Raw genomic sequence first — 19,150 nt, forward strand, 5'->3', positions numbered from 1 at the left:
CCCGGCCGTGAACGGGCGATCAGCACTCGATGACGTTCACCGCGAGGCCGCCCTCGCTGGTCTCCTTGTACTTCGTCGACATGTCCAGCCCCGTCTGGCGCATGGTCTCGACGACCGCGTCCAGCGAGACGTAGTGCTCGCCGTCGCCGCGCAGCGCGAGGCGGGCGGCGGTGACGGCGGTCGACGCGGCGATCGCGTTGCGCTCGATGCAGGGGATCTGCACCAGCCCGCCGATCGGGTCGCAGGTGAGGCCCAGGTGGTGCTCCATGGCGATCTCGGCGGCATTCTCGATCTGCCGGTTCGTGCCGCCCATCACGGCCGTGAGGCCGCCGGCCGCCATCGCACAGGCGGAGCCGACCTCGGCCTGGCAGCCGCCTTCGGCGCCCGAGATCGACGCGTTGGCCTTGAACAGCGAGCCGAGCGCGGTGGCGGTCAGCAGGAAGCGCCGGATGCCGCGGCGACGGTTCGCCTCCGCGGTCGTCTGCTCGTCGAGCCCGGCGCCCGCCACGTCGGTCAGCGCGCGGTCGCCGGAGCCGAAGCCGAGCAGCGCGCTGCCGACCAGCTCGCCGTAGGGCGTGACCGCGTTGCCCGCGCCGAGACCCGAATCCGCGAGGAAGCGCCACCAGTACATCGCGACCGCGGGGAGGATGCCCGCCGCGCCGTTCGTGGGTGCCGTGACCACACGGCCGCCGGCGGCGTTCTCCTCGTTGACGGCGAGCGCGAACGCGCCCAGCCACTCCCCCGGCAGCTCGCGATGCCCTTCCGCCTCGGACGCCTCGAGCTGCGAGCGGATGTCGGCGGCGCGGCGCTTGACCTTGAGGATGCCGGGCAGGGTGCCCTCGGCGTGCAGCCCCGCCTCGACGCAGGCGCTCATCGCGTTCCAGATGGCGTCGAGCCCGGCGGCGACCTCCTCCTCGCTGCGGGTAGCCATCTCGTTCATGCGCGCGACCTCGGCGATGGACAGCCCGTTCTCGTCGCACAACGCCAGCAGCGAGGCGGCATCCGTGTACGGGAAGGGCTGCTCGGCCGCGGTGACCCGCGCGTGCTCGCCCTCGCGGCGGATGAACCCGCCGCCCACCGAGTAGTAGGTCTGCTCGAGCACGATGCCGCCGTCGGCGTCGCGCGCGTACAGGGTCATCGCGTTGGGATGACCGGGCAACCGAGTGCGCGGCGTGAAGGCGATATCGTCCTTCGCGAACGCGACGGGATGCTCGCCCGCGAGGGTGAGCCGCTGACCGTCCGGCCAGTCCGACCAGGCGGCGCGCACAGCGTCGGGGTCGCACGTCTCGGGCTTCAGTCCCTGCAGACCCGCGACCACCGCATCCGGTGTGCCGTGACCGAGCCCGGTCGCGCCAAGCGAGCCGAACAGATCGCAGGTGACACGCTGCACCCGCCCGAGCAGGCCCTCGGCGCGCAGCCGGTCGGCGAAGTCCAGCCCGGCGCGCATGGGTCCGACGGTGTGCGAGCTCGACGGCCCCACTCCGATGGAGAACAGGTCGAAGGCCGAGACGTACGCAGTCACCCCTCCAGCCTACGGCGGCGTCAGCCGGGGTGGCGCGGCGATCGCTACTCGACGAGCTTGCCGGCGGTGTCGACGTCGCGCATGAGCTCGGCGATCTCGGCGGGGACCGGGGCGATCGGCTCGCGAGTGACGCCGGTCGACGGCGACCACACCAGGTTGACCTGCAGCGAGTCGTCGGTGTCGGGGAAGTCGCTGCGGTTGTGGCATCCGCGGCTCTCGCGCCGTTCGAGCGCCGCCTCCAGGGTCGCGCGGGCCGCGATCGCCGAGGCCTTCAGGTCGAAGGCGTGCGCGAGATCGTGGAATCCGGCGATGTCGGGATGGATGCCGATGTCGGCGATGCGCTCCTCGATACGGTCGAGCTCGGCCAGTCCGGCACGAAGCCCCTGCTCGTCGCGCACGACGCCGGCGTGCGCAGTCATGGTGTTGCGGATTTCGCGCTGCAGCGCCCGCACGTTCTCCGGGCCGTCTGCGGCGAGCAGGTCATCGATCTCGGCGCGCGCCCGCGCCACGGCATCCGCCGACCGGCGCTGCGCGTCGAGCCCGGCTGCGTGCGCCATCGCCGCCTGCGCGACGATGCGCCCGTAGACGAGCAGCTCGATGAGCGAGTTGCCGCCGAGCCGATTCGCGCCGTGCAGACCGCTGGATGCCTCGCCGACGGCGAAGAGCCCGCCCACGTCGGTGCTGTGATCGTCGGATCGCACCCACACGCCGCCCATCGAGTAGTGAGCGGTCGGTGCGATCTCGATCGGGTCGGTGGTGATGTCGAGCATCTGCAGCTCGAGCAGCGTCTGGTACACCCGCGGCAGCCGGGTCATGATCGTCTCGCGCGGCAGGTGTGAGACATCGAGCCAGACGCCGCCGTTCTCGGTGCCGCGACCCTTCGCGATCTCGGTGTAGGCGGCCAGCGCGACGCGGTCGCGTGTCGACAGCTCCATGCGATCGGGGTCGTAGTCCGCCATGAACCGCTCGCCCAGGCCGTTGCGGAGGATGCCGCCCTCGCCGCGCGCCGCCTCGGAGACCAGCGTCCCGGCGGCGTTCTCGGGCTCGATGATGCCCGAGGGGTGGAACTGCACCAGCTCGGGGTCGCGCAGCCGGGCGCCGGCGTCGACGGCGAGCCGGAACGCGTCTCCGGTGTTCTCGTCGCGTCGCGATGAGGTGCGCCGCCAGATGCGGGTGTGCCCGCCGGCGGCGAGGATGACGGCATCCGCGTGAATGAGATAGCGCGTGCCGTCGGCCTGGTCGAAGCCGTACGCACCGAACGCCACGTTGTCGTGCACCAGGATGCGGGTGATGTAGACGCCGTCGAGGATCGGCACGTCGAGCTGCTCGGCGCGGCGCACGAGGGTGCGCTGGATCTCGAGCCCGGTGTAGTCGCCCGCGAACGCGGTGCGGCGGAACGTGTGCGCGCCGAAGAAGCGCTGCGAGATGCGGCCGTCGTCCTCACGGGCGAAGTCCATGCCCCAGCGTTCGAGGTCGCGGATGCCGCGCTCGGCACCCTTCGTCACGACTTCGACGGTGTGCGGGTCGGCGAGCAGATAGCTCTCCTTGATGGTGTCGGCGGCGTGCTGCTGCCAGCTGTCGGCGGCGTCCATCGTGCCCAGTGCGGCGTTGATGCCGCCGGCGGCGAGCGAGGTGTGCGCGTCCTGCCGCGGCCGTTTGCCCACGGCGAGGACATCGATGCCGCGTTCGGCGACCTCGATCGCCGCGCGCAGCCCGGAGCCGCCCGTGCCGATGACCAGGACGGTGGTGGAGATCTGACGCTCGCGTGTGCTCATGTCTTCGACGCTAGGCCGATCGCCGTCATTACTCCAATGCATTATCCCTTTGGATTCGATACGCTGGACACATGAACCTGGAACAGCTGCGTGGTTTCGTCGAGGTGGCCCGGCTCGGGCACTTCACCCGCGCCTCGGAAAGCCTGCATCTTGCGCAGCCGTCGCTGAGTCGGCAGATCTCCACCCTCGAACGCGAGTTGGGCAGCGAGCTGCTGCACAGGGCACGCGGGCACATCTCCCTCACCTCTGCCGGCGAGGCGCTGCTGCCGCGCGCACAGCGCATGCTGGCCGAGGCCGAGGCGATCCGCGACGAGATGGGCGAACTCGCAGGTCTCCGGCGCGGACGCGTACGCCTCGGCGCGCCGCCCACCCTCTGCGTCAGCCTCGTCGCCGAGGCGCTCAGCACGTTCCACGACGCGCACCCCGGCGTGGAGCTGCACCTGGCCGAGGCCGGCTCCCGCGCGCTGGTCGAACAGCTCGCCGTCGGCGCGATCGACGTGGCGCTGATCACCGCAACCGACGCGCGCCCGCTGCCCAGCGTCACGCTGAACCGCATCCCGCTGCTCGCCGAGGAGCTCGTCGTCGTGTCGTCGTCGGCGCAACCGGCCATCGCCGACGACGCCATCGACCTGGCTCGTCTCGCCGAGATGCCCCTCATCGCGCTCGACCAGAGCTACGACCTGCGCGCGGCGACCGACGCGGCCTTCCGCGACGCCGGGTTCGCGCCGACCCCCGTGCTGGAGGGCGCCGAGATGGACACCGTGCTCCGGTTCGCGGAGCGCGGCCTGGGCGTGGCCGTCGTGCCCGCCATGGTGCTGACCGACCGCCCCGGATTGCGCTCGGCGCGCCTCGCCGCACCGATGTCGCGCACGGTGAGCCTCGCGCACCGCTCGGACGTCACGCCGGGCGTGGCCGTGGCGGCGATGCGCGGCACGATCATGGCGACCGCGGCCCGGTTCGCCGACCGCGACCCGGCAGTGCAGAGCCTCATCGGGTGACCGGACAAGACGAAACCCCCGCCGCATCAGCGACGGGGGTTTCTACTGTCTCAACACAGTGCGCGCCTGGAGGGACTCGAACCCCCAACCTTCTGATCCGTAGTCAGATGCTCTATCCATTGAGCTACAGGCGCACGGCCCGCTCAGCGGGCCAGGGACCAGCCTACAGCACCGTTCGACCAGTTGCGAAATCGGTCGGGTCGCGTGCGGTCAGTCCGCGTGCCGGGCCTCTCGGCGCGCACTGCGGGAGGCTTTCGCCGCCTCCTTCGCGGCATCCTTCTCCGCCGCCTTCTCGGCCGACTTCTCACGTTTGCGACGCGCCCGCTGCTCGGATGACAGCGCCTGCAGGTCGACCAGCTTCAGCGCCTGCATGCGTGCCTCCCGCATGCGCTCGTAGTCGGGATCCTGATCAGGGCGCATCCCCTCAACCCGCAGACGCCGATCGAGATTGCCGCGCACGTCGCCCCAGGCCGCGGCACGCGCGTCTTCGACGAGTTCGCGCAGCGCATCCTCGTCCTCCGTGAGCTTTCGCAGGTGGCCGGCGACGCCCAGCGACTGCTTGGCGCGGCGACGCAGGTTGCGCACGTCGCGGTCGCGATAGTCGTGCGTGCCGTGCGGATCGGAGTAGCGGCCCTTGGCCCTCTTGCGCAACTGTGCGAGGTGCTCAGCGGCGTCCTCGGACTCCTGAGCCATCGCGAGCAGAGCGCCGCGCGCATCCTCTTTGTACCGGTCGATGTCGAACACGCCGCCCTGCGCGATGGTCCCGACCAGGATGTGGTTCTTCACGGTCAGCCGAGCGGCCGCCGTGGCGATGGCGACGCCCTCGGCGATGGCATCCGCTGTTCGTCCCACCGCTACCTCCACGATCGAGCGTACCGGCAGCGGCCGACGTCGACGAGACCCGATCAGCCGCTGCGCTCGGTGCGTGCCCGCAGACGGCGCTCCGCGGCGTCGCGACCCTCCGCGAGATGCCCGGGGATCAGCTCGCGCAGCGCGTCGACGTCGCGCGCCAGAAAGGCGTCGAGGATCACCCGGTGGTCGTCGACCATCCGCACGACCTCTTCGAACTGGCCGAACAGCCAGCGCAGGCGCGTGACGTACGACTCCGCGAGCTCCTGCAGGACGTCGTTGCCCGACAGACCGACCGCCATGGTGTGGAACTGGGCGGAGGCGGCCTGCGCGCCGGCGATGTCGCCGGATTCGACCGCGCGGGATTCCCGTGCGAAGGTCGCCCGCATCAGCGCCGCCCCATGGTCGTCATGTCGCTGAGCGGCCAGGACCCACGCCAGGGTCTCGATCGCCTCGCGGAACTCGGCGAAGTCGCGGATGTCCTTGATGGTGAACTCGCGGACGACCGCCCAGGTGCGCGGAGTCTTCACCGCGAGCCCCTCGCCGACCAGCGCCTTGATCGCCTCGCGCACCGGCAGGCGCGAAACGCCGAGCTCGGCGGCGATGTCGCGCTCGATGAGGCGGGCACCGGGCAGCCGCCTTCCGAGCATGATGTCGTCACGGAGTGCGTTCGTCACCCGAACGGATTCGAGTTCGATCCCCCGATCGACCATCATCTTCGGATTCAACCATCGACGGGAAAGATCCGCTACGGGGTTGCGGGAGCGGAGTTCGTCGGCTGACGACGGCGGTCAGCCGCCACTGGAGTCCCTCGCGACGAGCTCGGGCTGGAACCGCACCCGGCGGTCGTGATCCGCGCCGTCGAGCTCCTTCAGCAGCAGATCGACCCCCGTCCAGCCGAGCAGCCGGGCGGGCTGGCGCACCGAGCTCAGGGGCACGACCGTGGCCGACGCGAAGTCGATGTCGTCGTACCCGACCATCGCGATGTCCTCGGGCACGCGGATGCCGGAGCCGAAGCTGAACGCCTGCAGCAGACCGACCGCCAGCAGGTCGTTGGCGGCGAAGACGGCATCCGGTCGGTCCTGCGCGTCTCGGGCGACCAGCAGCTCTCCGGCGGCCCGGCCCTCCAGCACGGTCAGCGACGTCTGCTCGATGACCTCGATCGACGCGCCGGCGGTGTCGGCGACGGCCGCCTCCGCTCCGCGCAGACGATCGGCGACCTGCTGCACGCTGCGAGGACCGCACACGAAGGCGATCCGCCGACGACCCTGCGCCAGCAGATGCCGCACCGCCAGCTTTCCGCCTTCGATGTCGTCCACCGACACGGACGGGAACGACTGCTCGTCGACCTCGCGGTCCACGAGCACCACCGGCATCCCGCCGGACGCGAAGCGGCGCAGCGACGTCAGATCGTCGGACGCCGGCGTGAGCAGCACCCCGTTGACGCGCTGCTCCTGGAACAGCGCCAGGTGCGCTTCCTGTCGCGCGTCGTTCTCGTCGCTGTTGCCGAGCAGCACGGTCATCCCGGCATCCGCCGCACGATCCTCCGCCCCCCTCGCGACCTCGGCGAAGAAGGGGTTGCCGATGTCGGGAACGACGAGTCCGATGCTGCGACTGCGACCGGCCCGCAGCTGACGTGCCGCGTCGTTGCGCACGAACCCGAGTTCGGTGATGACCTTCTGCACGCGCTCGACCGTGCGCGCCGAGACGCGGTCCGGCCGGTTCAGCACATTCGACACCGTGCCGACCGACACCCCGGCGGCGGCGGCGACGTCCTTCACGCCCACAGGCATGCGGCTTCCCTCCCCCGATCACCCGCACAACAGCTGCGGCCGTCCCAGCTTCTCATTCCGCGCGGGCTTCTCCCCGGCGGCGACGCGCCGGGACCGCCACGACGGCCAGGACGGCGCATCCCACCCCGGGGATGAACAGCGGGATCAGCGCCCAGGTCACGACGCCGACGAACACCGCCGCGGCGGCGATGAACGCCGCGCCGACGGCATCCGCCCTCACGACGCCGGGAACCGCGCGCACCGCGGCGGCCCAGCCCGACGCGGGTGACCACGCGCCTGCTGCCAGCAGCAGCGCCGTGGCGAGCACGACGAGCCCCGCCCAGCCGATCACGGCGACGACCTCACCACCGGGCAGCATCCCCGAACCGGCGAGCAGCACATCGAACGCCAGTACTGCGGCGATCAGCGCGGCGGGGACACCGACGAGAAGCGAGGGCAGGATGCCGGCGCGCACATCGTCCCAGAACAGCGCGACGCGGGAGTCGGAGGCCGCGACGAAGCGCCGCAGGTGACGGATGCCGGCGGCGAGCGCGATCGGCAGCGTCACGACACCCAGCGACACGACCGCGATCAGCAGCCCGATCGTGAGCACCTCGCCGAACAGACCGAACTTCGCCGTCGCACCGGGGTGGGGACCGGGGTCGAACCCCGCGCCGACGGGTCCGGCGCCGGAGCGCGCCTCGCGCACCGCAGCCCTCGCCTCGCGCCGACCAGCCGTGGACATCGTCAGCCCTTCAGACCCTGCGTAGCGACGCCGTCGACGAGGAACCGCTGGAAGACGATGAAGAACAGCATGATCGGCACCAGGGCGACGAACGACGCGGTCACGGTCGCGCCGTAGTCCGCACCGCCGGACGAGGCGTCGTTGTACAGCCGCAGCGCAATGGGCAGCGGGTAGTTCTCGGGACTGGTCAGATACAGCAGCGGACTGAGGAAGTCGTTCCAGGTCCAGATGAAGGCGAAGATCGCGCAGGTGATCAGGGCCGGCCGGATCAGCGGCAGGATGATCGACCAGAAGATGCGCAGGTGCCCGGCGCCGTCGATGCGAGCCGCCTCATCCATGTCGCGCGGCATCTGGCGGATGAACTGCACGATGAGGAAGACGAAGAACGCCTCGGTGGCGAGGAACTTCGGCAGGATCAGCGGGATGAAGGTGTCGATCCAGCCGAGCTTGTTGAAGATGATGTACTGCGGGATGATCACGACGTGGAACGGCAGCAGCAGCGTGCCGATCATCGCCGCGAAGAGGATGCCCAGGCCCTTGAACTGCACGCGGGCGAACGCGTAGGCGGCGAGCGCCGACGACATCACCGTGCCGACGACCGCCGACGTGGCGAGAATCAAGGAGTTCAGGAAGAACTTCCACATCGGCACGCCGGCGATGCCCTCCATCACCTTCCCGTAGTTCTCGATGGTGGGATTGATCGGGAACAGCCCCGCGTTCGAGCCGAACTCGCCGTTCGGCTTGAGAGTGGCGAGGAACAGCCACAGCAGCGGGTAGAGCACGATCGCCGTGAGCAGGATGAGCCCGACGAACCAGATCGTGGTCTGCACGGTCTTGCGCTTGATCCTGCGACGCGCCGGCGCAGGCGCGGGTGCCGTTGCCGGACGCTCGACAGTGGTGGAGGTCATTTGTCGTCTCCTGCGTAGTGCACCCAGGACTTCTGCGTGCGGAAGAGGATGAATGCCAACAGCGCGACCACGATCAGAAGCACCCAGGCCATCGCCGCGGCGTAGCCCATCTGCCCGTCGGAGAAGCCTCGCTTGTAGAGGTAGACGGTGATGAAGTTCGTCATGCCGGCCGGGCCGCCGGTGCCGTTGGAGATGATGTAGGCCGATGCGAAGACCTGGAACGCCCCGATCAGCCCGAGCAGCAGGTTGAAGAACATCACCGGGGAGAGCATCGGCAGCGTCACCGCCCGGAACCTGCGCCAGGCGCCGGCGCCGTCCATCTCGGCCGCCTCGTACAGCTCCTTGGGAACCTGCTTGAGACCGGCGAGGAAGATGACCATGGTCGAGCCGAAGGTCCACACGTGCAGCAGGATCATCATCGGCAGCACCATCGACGGGTTGCCGATCCAGCCGCCGAGGTTGATGCCGAAGATCTGCAGGCCGCTGTCGACGGGGCCGTCCGTGGAGAACATCGCACGCCACACGATCGCCACCGAGACCGAGGCGCCGATCAGCGACGGCGCATAGAACGCGGAGCGGAAGAAGCCCGCACCCTTGTCGCGGTAGTTCAGCAGCATCGCGACGCCGAGTGCGGCGGCGAGCGTGATCGGCGTGCCCACGAACACGTAGATCAGCGTGATCTCGGCGGACTGCAGGAACACCGGGTCTTTCGTGAACAGCCGGACGTAGTTGTCGAACCCGATCACCCGGGGCGGCTGGAAGATGTTGTACCGCGTGAAGGAGAGGTAGAGGGAGTAGGCCATCGGCACGAGCGTGAGGCCGAGGAAGCCGATCAGCCAGGGGGTGAGGAACGCGTAGCCGGCGGCGGTCTCCCGGCGCACACGTGCGCGCTGGCCGGGGCGCACCGGTTCCACCTCACGTCGGCCCTTGCGCAGCAGGCGCGCGCTCTGGCGCTCTTCGGTGACGATCACCCTCGTCGCGGTGGTGCTCACGGGGCTCTCCTTCCGGGATGTGGAGCGGATGACGTCCTCGTCCGGCTGAGCCGCGGAACGTCCTTGTCCGGTGTGGGTGCTGGCTCGCCGCCCTCGACGGACGGGAAAGCGCTTCCCTGCAAACTAACTCAAATTGAAACGTTTCGCAAGGTCGGCTCCGTCGGGCGCAGGTCCTGCACCGGGCTCGTGAACCCGGCGCGATGAGTCGGGTGCGCGGCCAGCATCTCGGGGGTGATCGTCGCGCCGTCGGCCGCTGCGGACGCGTAGATCGCCGCGACCAGCTCCAGCGACCGGGCGGGAGCGTCGGCCGTCGCAGGCAGCGGCGTGCCGTCGAGCAGCGCGTCGAACACGTCGCGCAGCAGCGGCGCATGGTCGCTGCGCTCCTCGGCATCCGGGAACGCCCACGCGTCGGCCTCGGACTCGAATCCCGGCGCGGGCGTGATCCGCCAGTTCTCGTGCCCGTGACCGTAGACGTGATCGACCGTGACGGTCGCCTTCTGGGTGTCGATGCGGATCGCGCTGGTCTCGCGAGGCGACACCGCGCTGGTGATGACCTGCGCGACGACCCCGGCCGCGAAGACGATGGTCGCCGTCGAGACGTCTTCGGTCTGCGTCTCGCGGTCCAGGCGGAACAGCCTGCCCTGCACGGAGGACCAGTCCCCGAGCAGATGCGCGAGCAGGTCGAGCTGGTGGATGCCGTGCCCGAGGGTCGTTCCGCCGCCCTCGGTCTCCCACTTGCCGCGCCACGGCACCTCGAAGTACGCGGCGTCGCGGAACCAGAGCGTCTGGCACACCGCGACGAGGGGCCGCCCGAGGGCGCCGCTCGACAGGAGCGCGCGGACGTGCGCCGCAGCCGTTCCCGTGCGCTGCTGGAAGACCACGGCGAGGCGCCGGTCGGCGGCGAGCGCGGCCGCCCGCATGTCGTCGAGCTCGTCGAGCGACGGCGCCGGGGGCTTCTCGACGATCACATGCGCACCGGCGGCGAACGCGGCGAGCGCCTGCGCGCGGTGCGGCGCGGGAGGGGTGCAGATGAGGACCACATCCGGATGCTGCGCGGCGAGCATCCCCTCGTAGTCCCCCGATGATTCGGGGATCGCGTACTGCGCGGCGAACTCCGCGGCGCGCTCGGCGCTGAGATCGGCGACCGCGACGAGCTCGGCACGGGGATGCTGCGCAACGGCCTTCGCGTGCAGATGGGCGACGGAACCGGTGCCGACCAGCACACAGCGCAGGGTGCGGGCGGACGGGGGATGGGACGTCATCGAACCTCCTCGGGCTGCGTCGATCATAACGTTTCAATCGATGCGCCGTCGCTGGCGCGGCGGTCAGCGCACATCGAGCAGGTTCCGCAGTTCACCGGCGATCCGCGCCGCATCCTCCGCACCCGCGTCCGCGATCCCCACGCCGTAGCGGAACGCGACATGCTCCCCCGCAGCCACGTGCACCTCCTCGCTGAAGAACGGCGCGGGGTTGATCGCGGCGAACTCCTCGGAACGGGCGAACCACTGCGGCGGATGGTGCGGGTTGTCCGCGGCATCCACCATCACGACCAGCGAGGTGGCGTCGATCACGTCATGACGACCCTCGAAGCCCATCCACTCGTGCCGTTGCCCGCGCACGTCCGCACCCGTGCCGATGCCCTCGGCCGTGACCAGGCGCCCGTCGGTGAACGAGCGCGGTCCCCGCCAGAACAGCCCGCCGTACCCGGCGTTCTCCCGACCCCTGGTGGTGGGTGAGCCGATCTCGATCGTGGCATCCGTCACGTTCGTCATCACGGTCTCGAAGGTGAGCGCCCAGGTCGTGTCATCCACCACGCGCGCGGTGAGCGTGCGGTGCTCGGTGAAGAGCCGGCGACCGTCCTGCGTGATCCACTCCAGCTCGTGCGCGAACGTGACCACGCCGTCCTGCGCGTCGGCGGCGGTCACTTGCCGATGACGCTGGGTACCGTCGTTGAGCAGCTGCACGTAGCCTTCGCCGCGCAGGTAAGTCGGCCCGCCCCAGAAGTTCTCGTCTCCCACCACCGGCAGCGACCAGGCGAGGCCCGTGTGCCACACGTGATCCCACGGCCGGAGAAGGCTCACGACGTGCCCGGCCCTGGTGCGGATCGGGTCGAGGTAGGGCTTCGGCGATTCCCGCTGCGGCGACTCCGGGGCGAGCACGTAGCGCAGCAGATCGACGTCGCCGTCGGAGACGACGATCCCGGCGTCGGTGCGGGCAAGCGTCAGGGTCATCGTGTGCGCTCCTCTGCAGCGGCCATGATCGGATGCGTCCGCGCCGGCGATGGACTGCCGGAACGGCTGGGGGTGGTCATGATTCTCCTCGGGTCGGGGAGGCGTCCGGAAGCGGAATGGCGCCGGTGATCACGGGCGGCTGTCCGTTCTGGGCGTGATGGAGCTGCACGTACCGGCCGCCGAGGGCCATCAGCTCGGCGTGCGAGCCCTGTTCCGCGATGCGGCCGTGCTCTAGAACGACGATGCGGTCGGCCTGCCGCACGGTGGAGAGCCGGTGGGCGACGATGAGGGTCGTGCGTCCGTGCATGAGACGTTCGAGCGCCTGCTTCACGAGAGCCTCGGACTCGGGATCCAGCGCACTGGTGGCTTCGTCGAGCAGCAGGATGCGTGGATCACGCACGAGTGCGCGGGCGATGGCCAGCCGTTGTCGCTGTCCGCCCGAGAGGCGCGCGCCCCTCTCGCCGACGACGGTGTCCCAGCCGTTCGGCTGTGCGCGCACGAACTCGCAGGCGTTCGCATCCCGCAGCGCCTTCTCGACGCGCTGCGGCCTGGCATCCGGCAGCCCGTACGTGACGTTGTCGAAGATCGATCCCTCGAAGAGGACGGACTCCTGCGGTACGACCGAGATCGACCGGCGCACGGTGCGCACGTCGAGCTCCTGCAGATCCTGACCGTCGATGAGGATGCGACCGCTGCTCGGCCGCACGAAACCCAGCACGAGGTTCAGCAGGGTGGACTTGCCCGAGCCGGAGGAGCCGACGAAGGCGACGGTCTCGCCGGCGCCGATGCGCAGGTCGATGCTGTGCAGGGCGTCGTCGTCCGCGTCCGCGTAGCGGTGCGTCGCGGCGTCGAGCACGATCTCGCCGCGCACGTCGCGCACGACGCGCTTACCGGAGTTGTGCTCGATGTCCGGCTCCTGCAGCACCTCGGCGATCGAGCGCACGGACTCCAGACCGCGGGCTCCCACCGGGATGAGCATGAGCAGCTGGGTGAGGCCTCCGGTGAGCAGGGTGAAGTACGTGGACAGCATCACGACCTCACCGGGAGAGATCGGCAGGATGCCGGTGAGGGCGAAGACGGCGGCGAGCATGAGGCACGCGGCACCCAGCAGCTGCATGGCCACCCACGAGACGGAGGCGACGCGGCCGTTCAGCAGGTCGAGATCGAGCCCGGCACGCCGAACGCCGTCGGCGCCGTCGGCGACGCGGGTGATGGCCGTCTGCTCCAGTCCGTGCGCGCGGGTCACGGGGATGAGCGATGCCATCTCGCCGACTCGCGCCGAGAGCGTCTCGATCTCGCGCCGGAACACCTCGTTGCGCCGCTGCGAGCGCTTGCGCATGCCGTAGCGGATGCCGATCGCGATGGGCACGGCCAGGGCGTACACCGGCAGGAACTGCGGCACGGCGATCGCCGTCATGGTGAGCGCGCCGAGCGTGACCATCGTCGAGGCGAGCAGGGGATGCGTGACCTGCTGCAGCATGAGTTCGACGTTCTCGACGTCGCGCACGAGCTTGGTCTGCACGATCGAGGCGCTCACGCGGGTGTGATACCCGATCGAGAGGCTCTGCAGGCGGGCGGTCAAAGCGTTGCGCAGGTCGGCGCCGAGGTCGCGGACGACGGTCATGAAGTTGCGCGTGTAGATCAGGTGGTTCGGGTAGTTCTGCAGCAGCAGCAGAACGGCGAGTGCGAACCACCACAGCACCCCGCTGACCTCACCGCGCGCGGCGACGATGTCGATGATCGCCGCGGTGATGACGGGCAGGAACCACACCGCGGTCTCCTTGAGGGCGAACGCGAGCACCGCCGCCGTCAGACGCCACGGACGCCGCGCGACGAGGCGGAGCGCGGAGCGTATCGGATGCTGTCCCTCGATCAGCGCCGTCGGCTCGGAAAGCGCTTTCTTCGACATGGTCCCATCGTAGGGTCATCGGTGGAAGGGCGGCAAGGCGCCCGACGCGCAGAGCGTTCGGCCGAGCGGCCGCGACGTCCCCGGGCTTCCGGCCGTGCGGCGCGGCTATGCTCGTTCTCGATAGACGGAGGACGGATGCCGCGGGCGAAGATCACCGAGGTCGCTCGTGAGGCGAGGGTCTCCCTCTCGACGGTGTCCCGCGTGATGAACGGCAATCCGTCGGTCGATGCGGCCCTGGCGGAGCGGGTCCGCGAGGTCGCCGCTCGTCTGGGCTACACGGCCAGCCCTCTGGCGCGCAGCCTCGTGCTCGGGCGCACGCAGACGATCTCGGTGGTCATCCCCGATCTCGCCAATCCGACGTTCCAGGCGATTCTGCGTGGGCTCAGCCACGCCGCCGCCAAGGACGGCTACCACGTGCTGATCTCCGACACCGAGGAGCGGGTGGAGCACGAGAAGGAGGTCGCGGCCACGACGCGTCAGCGTACCGACGGCGTGATCCTGTGCGCGCCGCGCCTGCCGCAGGACGACCTCACCGCGCTGCTGCCCGCGATCGCACCCGCGGTGGTCATCAACCGCGGGCCGCAGCGGCACGCCCCCGCCGTGGCGGCCGACTACGGCATGGCCATCACCGGTCTCATCGACCACCTTCGGGGTCTGGGGCACCATCGGCTGGCTTTTCTCTCCGGCACCGTCCTCAGCGCCTCCGGCGAGGCGCGCCGGCGGGCCATCGACGCAGCGCTCGACGCGGATGCCGGGCTGCAGATCATCGAGATCCCCGCCGGCGTCGACTTCGACAGCGGAGCCGCCGTCGCCCCCGCGGTCATCGACAGCGCGGCCACCGCGGTGCTCGCCTTCAACGACCTCGTCGCCATGGGACTCCTGTCGGCCGTCGCCGCCCGCGGCATCCGGGTGCCGGAGCAGCTGTCCATCGTCGGGTTCGACGACATTCCGTTCGCCGCCTACACGAGCCCGCCGCTGACGACGGCCGCGGTGCCTGCGGCCGACCTCGGCCGCAGCGCATGGACGGCCATGCACGCACTGCTCTCCGGCGCGGAACCGGTCGCGACCGAGACTCTCATCCCGGCGGTGGTGGTGCGCGGAAGCACCGGCCCGGCACCGGGCTAAGGCACGCCCGACCCGCGAAGACGACTGCGTGATAGGCTGAGAAAACGTTTCCCGAGATCTGGAGTCACGGATGTCCCGCCTTCGTTACGCCCTCGCCGGCGCCGGTCACCGCGCGCAGATGTACGTCGAAGCGATCGTCGGCGCCCACCGCGAGCGAGCCGAACTGGTCGCGATCTGCGAGCCGAATCCCGTGCGCGCCCGGCACCACGCACGCACCGTCGTCGCCGCCGGGGACGCGGCGCCGCGCATCGGCGGACCCGACGAGCTCGAGACGCTGATCCGCGAGGAGAAGGTCGACCGCGTCATCATCTGCGCCCGCGACGACCTGCACGCCGAGCTGATCGTGCGCTCGCTCGACGCCGGCGCCGACGTCGTCGTCGAGAAGCCGCTGACGATCGACGCCTCCAGCGCCGCACGCATCGAAGAGGCGGTCGCCCGCACCGGCCGGCAGGTGGTGCTCACCTTCAACTACCGCTACTCCCCGCGCAACAGCACGCTGCGGCAGGTGCTGCAGGACGGCGAGATCGGCGAGATCACCTCGATCGACTTCTCGTGGATGCTCGACACCAACCACGGCGCCGACTACTTCCGCCGCTGGCACCGCGAGAAGAAGAACTCCGGCGGGCTGCTCGTGCACAAGTCGAGCCATCACTTCGACCTCGTGAACTGGTGGCTGCGCTCACAGCCGCACCGTGTCTTCGCGTCCGGCGGCCTGCGCTTCTACGGTGCCGAGAACGCGAGGGCACGCGGCCTGGGCGAGCGGCCCGCGCGCGGCACGCACGACGGCGGCGACCTGTTCGAGCTGGACCTGCGCACCGACTCGCGCCTCGCCGAGCTCTACCTCGATGCCGAGCAGCACGACGGCTATCTGCGCGACCGCGACGTGTTCAGCGAGGGCATCACCATCGAGGACAACCTCGCCCTGATCGTCGACTACGACTCCGGGGCGACGCTGTCGTACTCCCTCAATGCGCACGCTCCGTGGGAGGGCTACCGCGTCGCCGTGAACGGCACCCTCGGCCGCGCCGAGCTGGAGGTCGTCGAACGCGGTGCCGTGCTCGCGGGCGAGGGCCTGCACCCGGCCATCGACCCGAGCCTCACCGGCGCCGAGCGCGTCGCGAACCTGCGCCCCGAGGGCGAGCGTCTCATCGTGCAGAAGCACTGGGGCGAGGCATACGAGGTTCCCATCGTGACCGGCACCGGCGGTCACGGCGGCGGCGACGCCCTGCTGTTGAACGACGTCTTCATCGGGCCGAGCGAAGACCCGCTGTCGCGCCCGGCGGACTGGACCGACGGCATCCGCTCGATCGCGGTCGGCATCGCCGGCAACCGCTCCCTCGAGACCGGCCTGCCCGTGCGGGTCGCCGACCTCGGCATCCGCCTGCTTCAGGAGCCGGCCGCGAGATGAGCCGCGTCGTCGTCACCGGCGGCGCCGGTCGCCTGGGACGCAGCCTGGTCGCGGGCCTCGCCGACCGCGGGCACGACGTCGTCTCCTTCGACCGTGCGGCATCCGACTCGGTGCAGCTCACCGACGCGGAGCAGCGGGTGATCGACCTGACGGATGCGGATGCCACGGCACGCGCGCTCGGCGACGCCAAGGCCGACGCGGTCATCCATCTCGCCGCCATCGCCGTGCCGTTCAGCGCTCCGGAGGACGTCATCCTGCGCACCAACGCCGCGCTCGCCATGAGCGTGCTCGGCGGCGCCGTGCGCGCCGGCGTGGGACGCGTCGTCGCCGCCTCCAGTCCGACCGTGCTCGGCTACGGCTCACCGGGCTGGCTGCCCGACCGGTTCCCCCTCGACGAGCAGACCGCTCCGAGACCGTCCCACGCGTATGCGCTGTCGAAACTGCTCGTCGAGCAGACGGTCGCGATGCTGCGGCGTCAGGGTGGCGACACCCGTTTCGCACTCTTCCGCCCCTGCTATGTGATCGCCCCCGAGGAGTGGAGCGGCGCCCCCACCCAGCAGGGCCACACCGTGCGGGAGCGTCTCGACGATCCGGCACTCTCGGCCCCGGCGCTGTTCAACTACGTCGACGCCCGCGACGTCGCCGGCTTCGCCGACACGCTGCTGCGGGCGATGCCCGACATCCCCGACGGCGAGACGTTCTTCGTCGGCGCCGACGACGCACTGGCTCGCGAGCCGCTGGCGGAGCTCATCCCCCGCTTCCTGCCCGGAAGCGACGAGCTCGCCGCGGTGCTCACCGGCACCTCGCCGGCCTTCTCGAACGCCAAGGCGCACCGCCTCCTCGGCTGGCGCCCTGTGCACTCGTGGCGCACCGCGCTCGCACCTGACCCGCACCCCCAGACTCCGGGAGCTCCGGCATGAACTTCGACGGCATCCTCTTCTTCCCTGTGACCCCCTACTCCGCCGCCGGCACCATCGATCACGACATGCTCGCGCAGCACGTCGCCCACGGAGTCGAGGCGGGCGCCGGTGGCGTGTTCCCCGCCTGCGGCACGGGCGAGTTCCACGCTCTGTCGGCGCGGGAAGCGGCCTCCGTCGTCCGCAGCGCCACCGCCGCGGTCGACGGGCGCGTGCCGGTGATCGCCGGGACGGGTGGCGCACTCGGACACGCGATCGAGGTCGCGAAGGGCGCCGCGGACGCCGGGGCCGACGGCCTGCTCGTGCTGCCCCCGTACCTGGTCGGCGGCACGCAGGACGGTCTCATCGCCTACGTCGAGCAGATCGCCGCAGCATCCGGTCTGCCCGTCATCGTCTATCACCGGGGCAGCGCGCAGTACACCGTGCAGACCATGCGCCGCCTGGCGCAGAATCCGCAGGTGATCGGCTTCAAGGACGGCACCGGAGACGTCGGTGCCGCGCAGCTGATCGTGCGCGCTGTCGCCGAGGAGGGGCGTGACGATTTCGCGTTCTTCAACGGCCTGCTCACCGCCGAGCTCACCCAGGCCGCGTACCGGGGCATCGGCATTCCGCTCTACTCCTCGGCGGCGTTCGCGATGATCCCCGACGTGGCGAGCGCCTACCACCGCGCGTACGTCGACGGAGACGAGGGGCGCCGTCTCGAGCTGCTGGACGGCTTCTACCGACCCCTGGTCGCGCTGCGCGACGAGACCCCGGGGTTCGGCGTCTCGCTGATCAAGGCGGGCCTGCGGCTGCAGGGGCTGCCGGTCGGGTCGGTGCGCGCCCCGCTCGTCGACCCGACCGCCGCCCAGGAGCAGCGCCTCGCGGAGATCCTCGACGCAGGGCGTGCGCTGCTGTGATGACGATCGACCGGCTGGACGCCCGGCTGCTGCGGGTGCCGTTGACGCGCCCGTGGGCCGCCGACGTCACCTCGGTCGGAGTGATCGCGACGCATGTCGTGCGCTCCGACGGCGCGGAGGGCTGGGGCTTCTCATGGACGCCGCAGATCGGCGCCGAGGCCGTGCATGCGCTCCTCCAGCACGACATCGCCGCGGCTGCGGTCGGCCGCTCGGCGGTGCCGGGCGAGGAGTGGCAGGCGCTCTGGGAGCATCTGCACGAGGCCGGCGGCGGGGGCGTCACGACCATCGCCCTGGCCGGGCTCGACCTGGCCCTCTGGGATGCGCAGGCCCGCGCGGCATCCTCCTCGCTGTCCGCCCTGCTCGGGCGGCGCCGAGAATCCGTGCGCGCGTACGGGTCGGGCGTGAACCTGCACTATCCGCTCGACGAACTGGTCGCGCAGGTGCAGCGCTGGGTGGCTGCGGGCTTCCCGGCGGTGAAGATCAAGGTGGGCAGGCCCTCGCTGGCGGAGGACCTCGATCGCGTCGCCGCGGTGCGTGAGGTGCTCGGACCGGATCGTGAGCTGATGGTCGACGCCAACCAGCGCTGGGATCTCGATCGGGCGACCCGGTCGATCGACGCCCTCGCCGCATACGACCTCGCCTGGATCGAGGAGCCGCTGCGCGCCGAGGACCTCGCCGGCCACACGGAGCTGGCGCGTCGCCTGCAGGCGTCCAGCGGTGTGCCCATCGCGCTCGGTGAGAACCTGCACACGCGGCATCGCTTCGAGGAGTACCTGCGCGCGGAGGCGGCGCAGATCGTGCAGCCGAACGTCGTCCGAGTGGGCGGCATCACGCCACTGCTGCGCATCGCCGAGCGGGCGGAGCAGCACGGCGTCGCCCTGCATCCGCACCTGCTGCCGGAGCTGTCAGGGCAGCTCGCCCTGACGCTGCCCGACGGGATCGCCGAGCCGTGGGCGGAGGTCGTCGAGGACGCCGGTTTCGCGGAGCTCGGTGCGCTGACCGTGCCGTCACCCGTCATCGTCCGCGACGGCCGGCTGACCGAGGCGCCGCACCTCGGGCTCGGCATCCGCTTCGTCTGACGTCACCTTCTCCGCGTGGTG

At 70.7% G+C, this 19,150-nt stretch carries 17 protein-coding genes and 1 tRNA gene; 6 read left to right on the forward strand and 12 right to left on the reverse strand.

All coding sequences use genetic code 11. The annotated features are described in order from the left end of the window. Positions 1 to 19 precede the first annotated feature (19 nt). Positions 20 to 1,522: an L-serine ammonia-lyase, iron-sulfur-dependent, subunit alpha gene (locus tag ACFWH5_RS03010; protein WP_378831607.1), complete on the reverse strand. Its 1,503-nt coding sequence runs from the start codon at positions 1,520 to 1,522 to the stop codon at positions 20 to 22. Positions 1,523 to 1,566: 44 nt separating this feature from the next. Beyond that, positions 1,567 to 3,297, reverse strand: coding sequence for an L-aspartate oxidase (locus tag ACFWH5_RS03015; protein WP_378831609.1), 1,731 nt, complete (start codon positions 3,295 to 3,297; stop codon positions 1,567 to 1,569). A 71-nt stretch (positions 3,298 to 3,368) separates the two neighbouring features. On the opposite strand from ACFWH5_RS03015, the gene ACFWH5_RS03020 reads away from it, so the two are divergent. Beyond that, positions 3,369 to 4,295, forward strand: coding sequence for a LysR family transcriptional regulator (locus ACFWH5_RS03020; RefSeq protein ID WP_378831612.1), 927 nt, complete (start codon positions 3,369 to 3,371; stop codon positions 4,293 to 4,295). A 61-nt stretch (positions 4,296 to 4,356) separates the two neighbouring features. Here ACFWH5_RS03020 and ACFWH5_RS03025 read toward each other — a convergent pair. From ACFWH5_RS03025 to ACFWH5_RS03070, 10 genes are all read right to left on the reverse strand, one after another. Beyond that, positions 4,357 to 4,429, reverse strand: a tRNA-Arg gene (locus tag ACFWH5_RS03025). A 76-nt stretch (positions 4,430 to 4,505) separates the two neighbouring features. Next, positions 4,506 to 5,147, reverse strand: a complete 642-nt coding sequence (locus ACFWH5_RS03030) for an asparagine synthase (RefSeq protein WP_378831614.1) — start codon at positions 5,145 to 5,147, stop codon at positions 4,506 to 4,508. Positions 5,148 to 5,200: 53 nt separating this feature from the next. Further along, complete coding sequence (locus tag ACFWH5_RS03035) at positions 5,201 to 5,821, reverse strand: GntR family transcriptional regulator (protein WP_378831616.1); 621 nt, start codon at positions 5,819 to 5,821, stop codon at positions 5,201 to 5,203. Between the two features lie 114 nt (positions 5,822 to 5,935). After that, positions 5,936 to 6,937, reverse strand: a complete 1,002-nt coding sequence (locus ACFWH5_RS03040) for a LacI family DNA-binding transcriptional regulator (protein WP_378831618.1) — start codon at positions 6,935 to 6,937, stop codon at positions 5,936 to 5,938. 52 nt (positions 6,938 to 6,989) lie between these two features. Next, positions 6,990 to 7,661, reverse strand: coding sequence for a hypothetical protein (locus ACFWH5_RS03045; protein ID WP_378831621.1), 672 nt, complete (start codon positions 7,659 to 7,661; stop codon positions 6,990 to 6,992). A gap of 2 nt (positions 7,662 to 7,663) precedes the next feature. Beyond that, positions 7,664 to 8,569, reverse strand: coding sequence for a carbohydrate ABC transporter permease (locus tag ACFWH5_RS03050; RefSeq protein WP_378831623.1), 906 nt, complete (start codon positions 8,567 to 8,569; stop codon positions 7,664 to 7,666). Then, positions 8,566 to 9,561 (reverse strand): carbohydrate ABC transporter permease, encoded by a 996-nt coding sequence (locus ACFWH5_RS03055; protein WP_378831626.1) that lies wholly within the window; start codon positions 9,559 to 9,561, stop codon positions 8,566 to 8,568. The genes ACFWH5_RS03050 and ACFWH5_RS03055 overlap by 4 nt, the downstream gene beginning before the upstream one ends. Before the next feature lie 128 nt (positions 9,562 to 9,689). Then, positions 9,690 to 10,823, reverse strand: coding sequence for a Gfo/Idh/MocA family protein (locus tag ACFWH5_RS03060; protein ID WP_378831629.1), 1,134 nt, complete (start codon positions 10,821 to 10,823; stop codon positions 9,690 to 9,692). A gap of 63 nt (positions 10,824 to 10,886) precedes the next feature. Next, positions 10,887 to 11,792 (reverse strand): PmoA family protein, encoded by a 906-nt coding sequence (locus ACFWH5_RS03065; RefSeq protein ID WP_378831631.1) that lies wholly within the window; start codon positions 11,790 to 11,792, stop codon positions 10,887 to 10,889. Between the two features lie 76 nt (positions 11,793 to 11,868). Beyond that, positions 11,869 to 13,701 carry an ABC transporter ATP-binding protein gene (locus ACFWH5_RS03070; RefSeq protein ID WP_378831633.1) on the reverse strand — a complete coding sequence of 611 codons (1,833 nt, stop codon included), beginning with the start codon at positions 13,699 to 13,701 and terminating at the stop codon, positions 11,869 to 11,871. A gap of 135 nt (positions 13,702 to 13,836) precedes the next feature. Between ACFWH5_RS03070 and ACFWH5_RS03075 the strand changes: the two genes are divergently transcribed. The 5 genes from ACFWH5_RS03075 to ACFWH5_RS03095 all read left to right on the forward strand — a co-directional run bounded on the left by ACFWH5_RS03075 (position 13,837) and on the right by ACFWH5_RS03095 (position 19,129). Continuing rightward, positions 13,837 to 14,826, forward strand: coding sequence for a LacI family DNA-binding transcriptional regulator (locus tag ACFWH5_RS03075; protein WP_378831637.1), 990 nt, complete (start codon positions 13,837 to 13,839; stop codon positions 14,824 to 14,826). A gap of 70 nt (positions 14,827 to 14,896) precedes the next feature. Beyond that, a complete protein-coding gene (locus ACFWH5_RS03080) occupies positions 14,897 to 16,234 on the forward strand; it encodes a Gfo/Idh/MocA family protein (protein ID WP_378831639.1) in 1,338 nt (445 codons plus the stop codon). Then, a complete protein-coding gene (locus ACFWH5_RS03085) occupies positions 16,231 to 17,154 on the forward strand; it encodes an NAD-dependent epimerase/dehydratase family protein (protein WP_378831641.1) in 924 nt (307 codons plus the stop codon). Before ACFWH5_RS03080 ends, ACFWH5_RS03085 begins: the two co-directional genes overlap by 4 nt. Beyond that, the gene (locus ACFWH5_RS03090) at positions 17,151 to 18,050 is read left to right on the forward strand and encodes a 5-dehydro-4-deoxyglucarate dehydratase (protein ID WP_378831644.1); all 900 of its coding nucleotides are present in this window, start codon (positions 17,151 to 17,153) and stop codon (positions 18,048 to 18,050) included. Before ACFWH5_RS03085 ends, ACFWH5_RS03090 begins: the two co-directional genes overlap by 4 nt. Then, complete coding sequence (locus ACFWH5_RS03095; RefSeq protein ID WP_378831647.1) at positions 18,050 to 19,129, forward strand: mandelate racemase/muconate lactonizing enzyme family protein; 1,080 nt, start codon at positions 18,050 to 18,052, stop codon at positions 19,127 to 19,129. The genes ACFWH5_RS03090 and ACFWH5_RS03095 overlap by 1 nt, the downstream gene beginning before the upstream one ends. Positions 19,130 to 19,150 lie beyond the last annotated feature (21 nt).

Origin of the sequence: Microbacterium sp. NPDC058345 (assembly GCF_042723855.1) — a bacterium.
GTDB lineage: Bacteria > Actinomycetota > Actinomycetes > Actinomycetales > Microbacteriaceae > Microbacterium.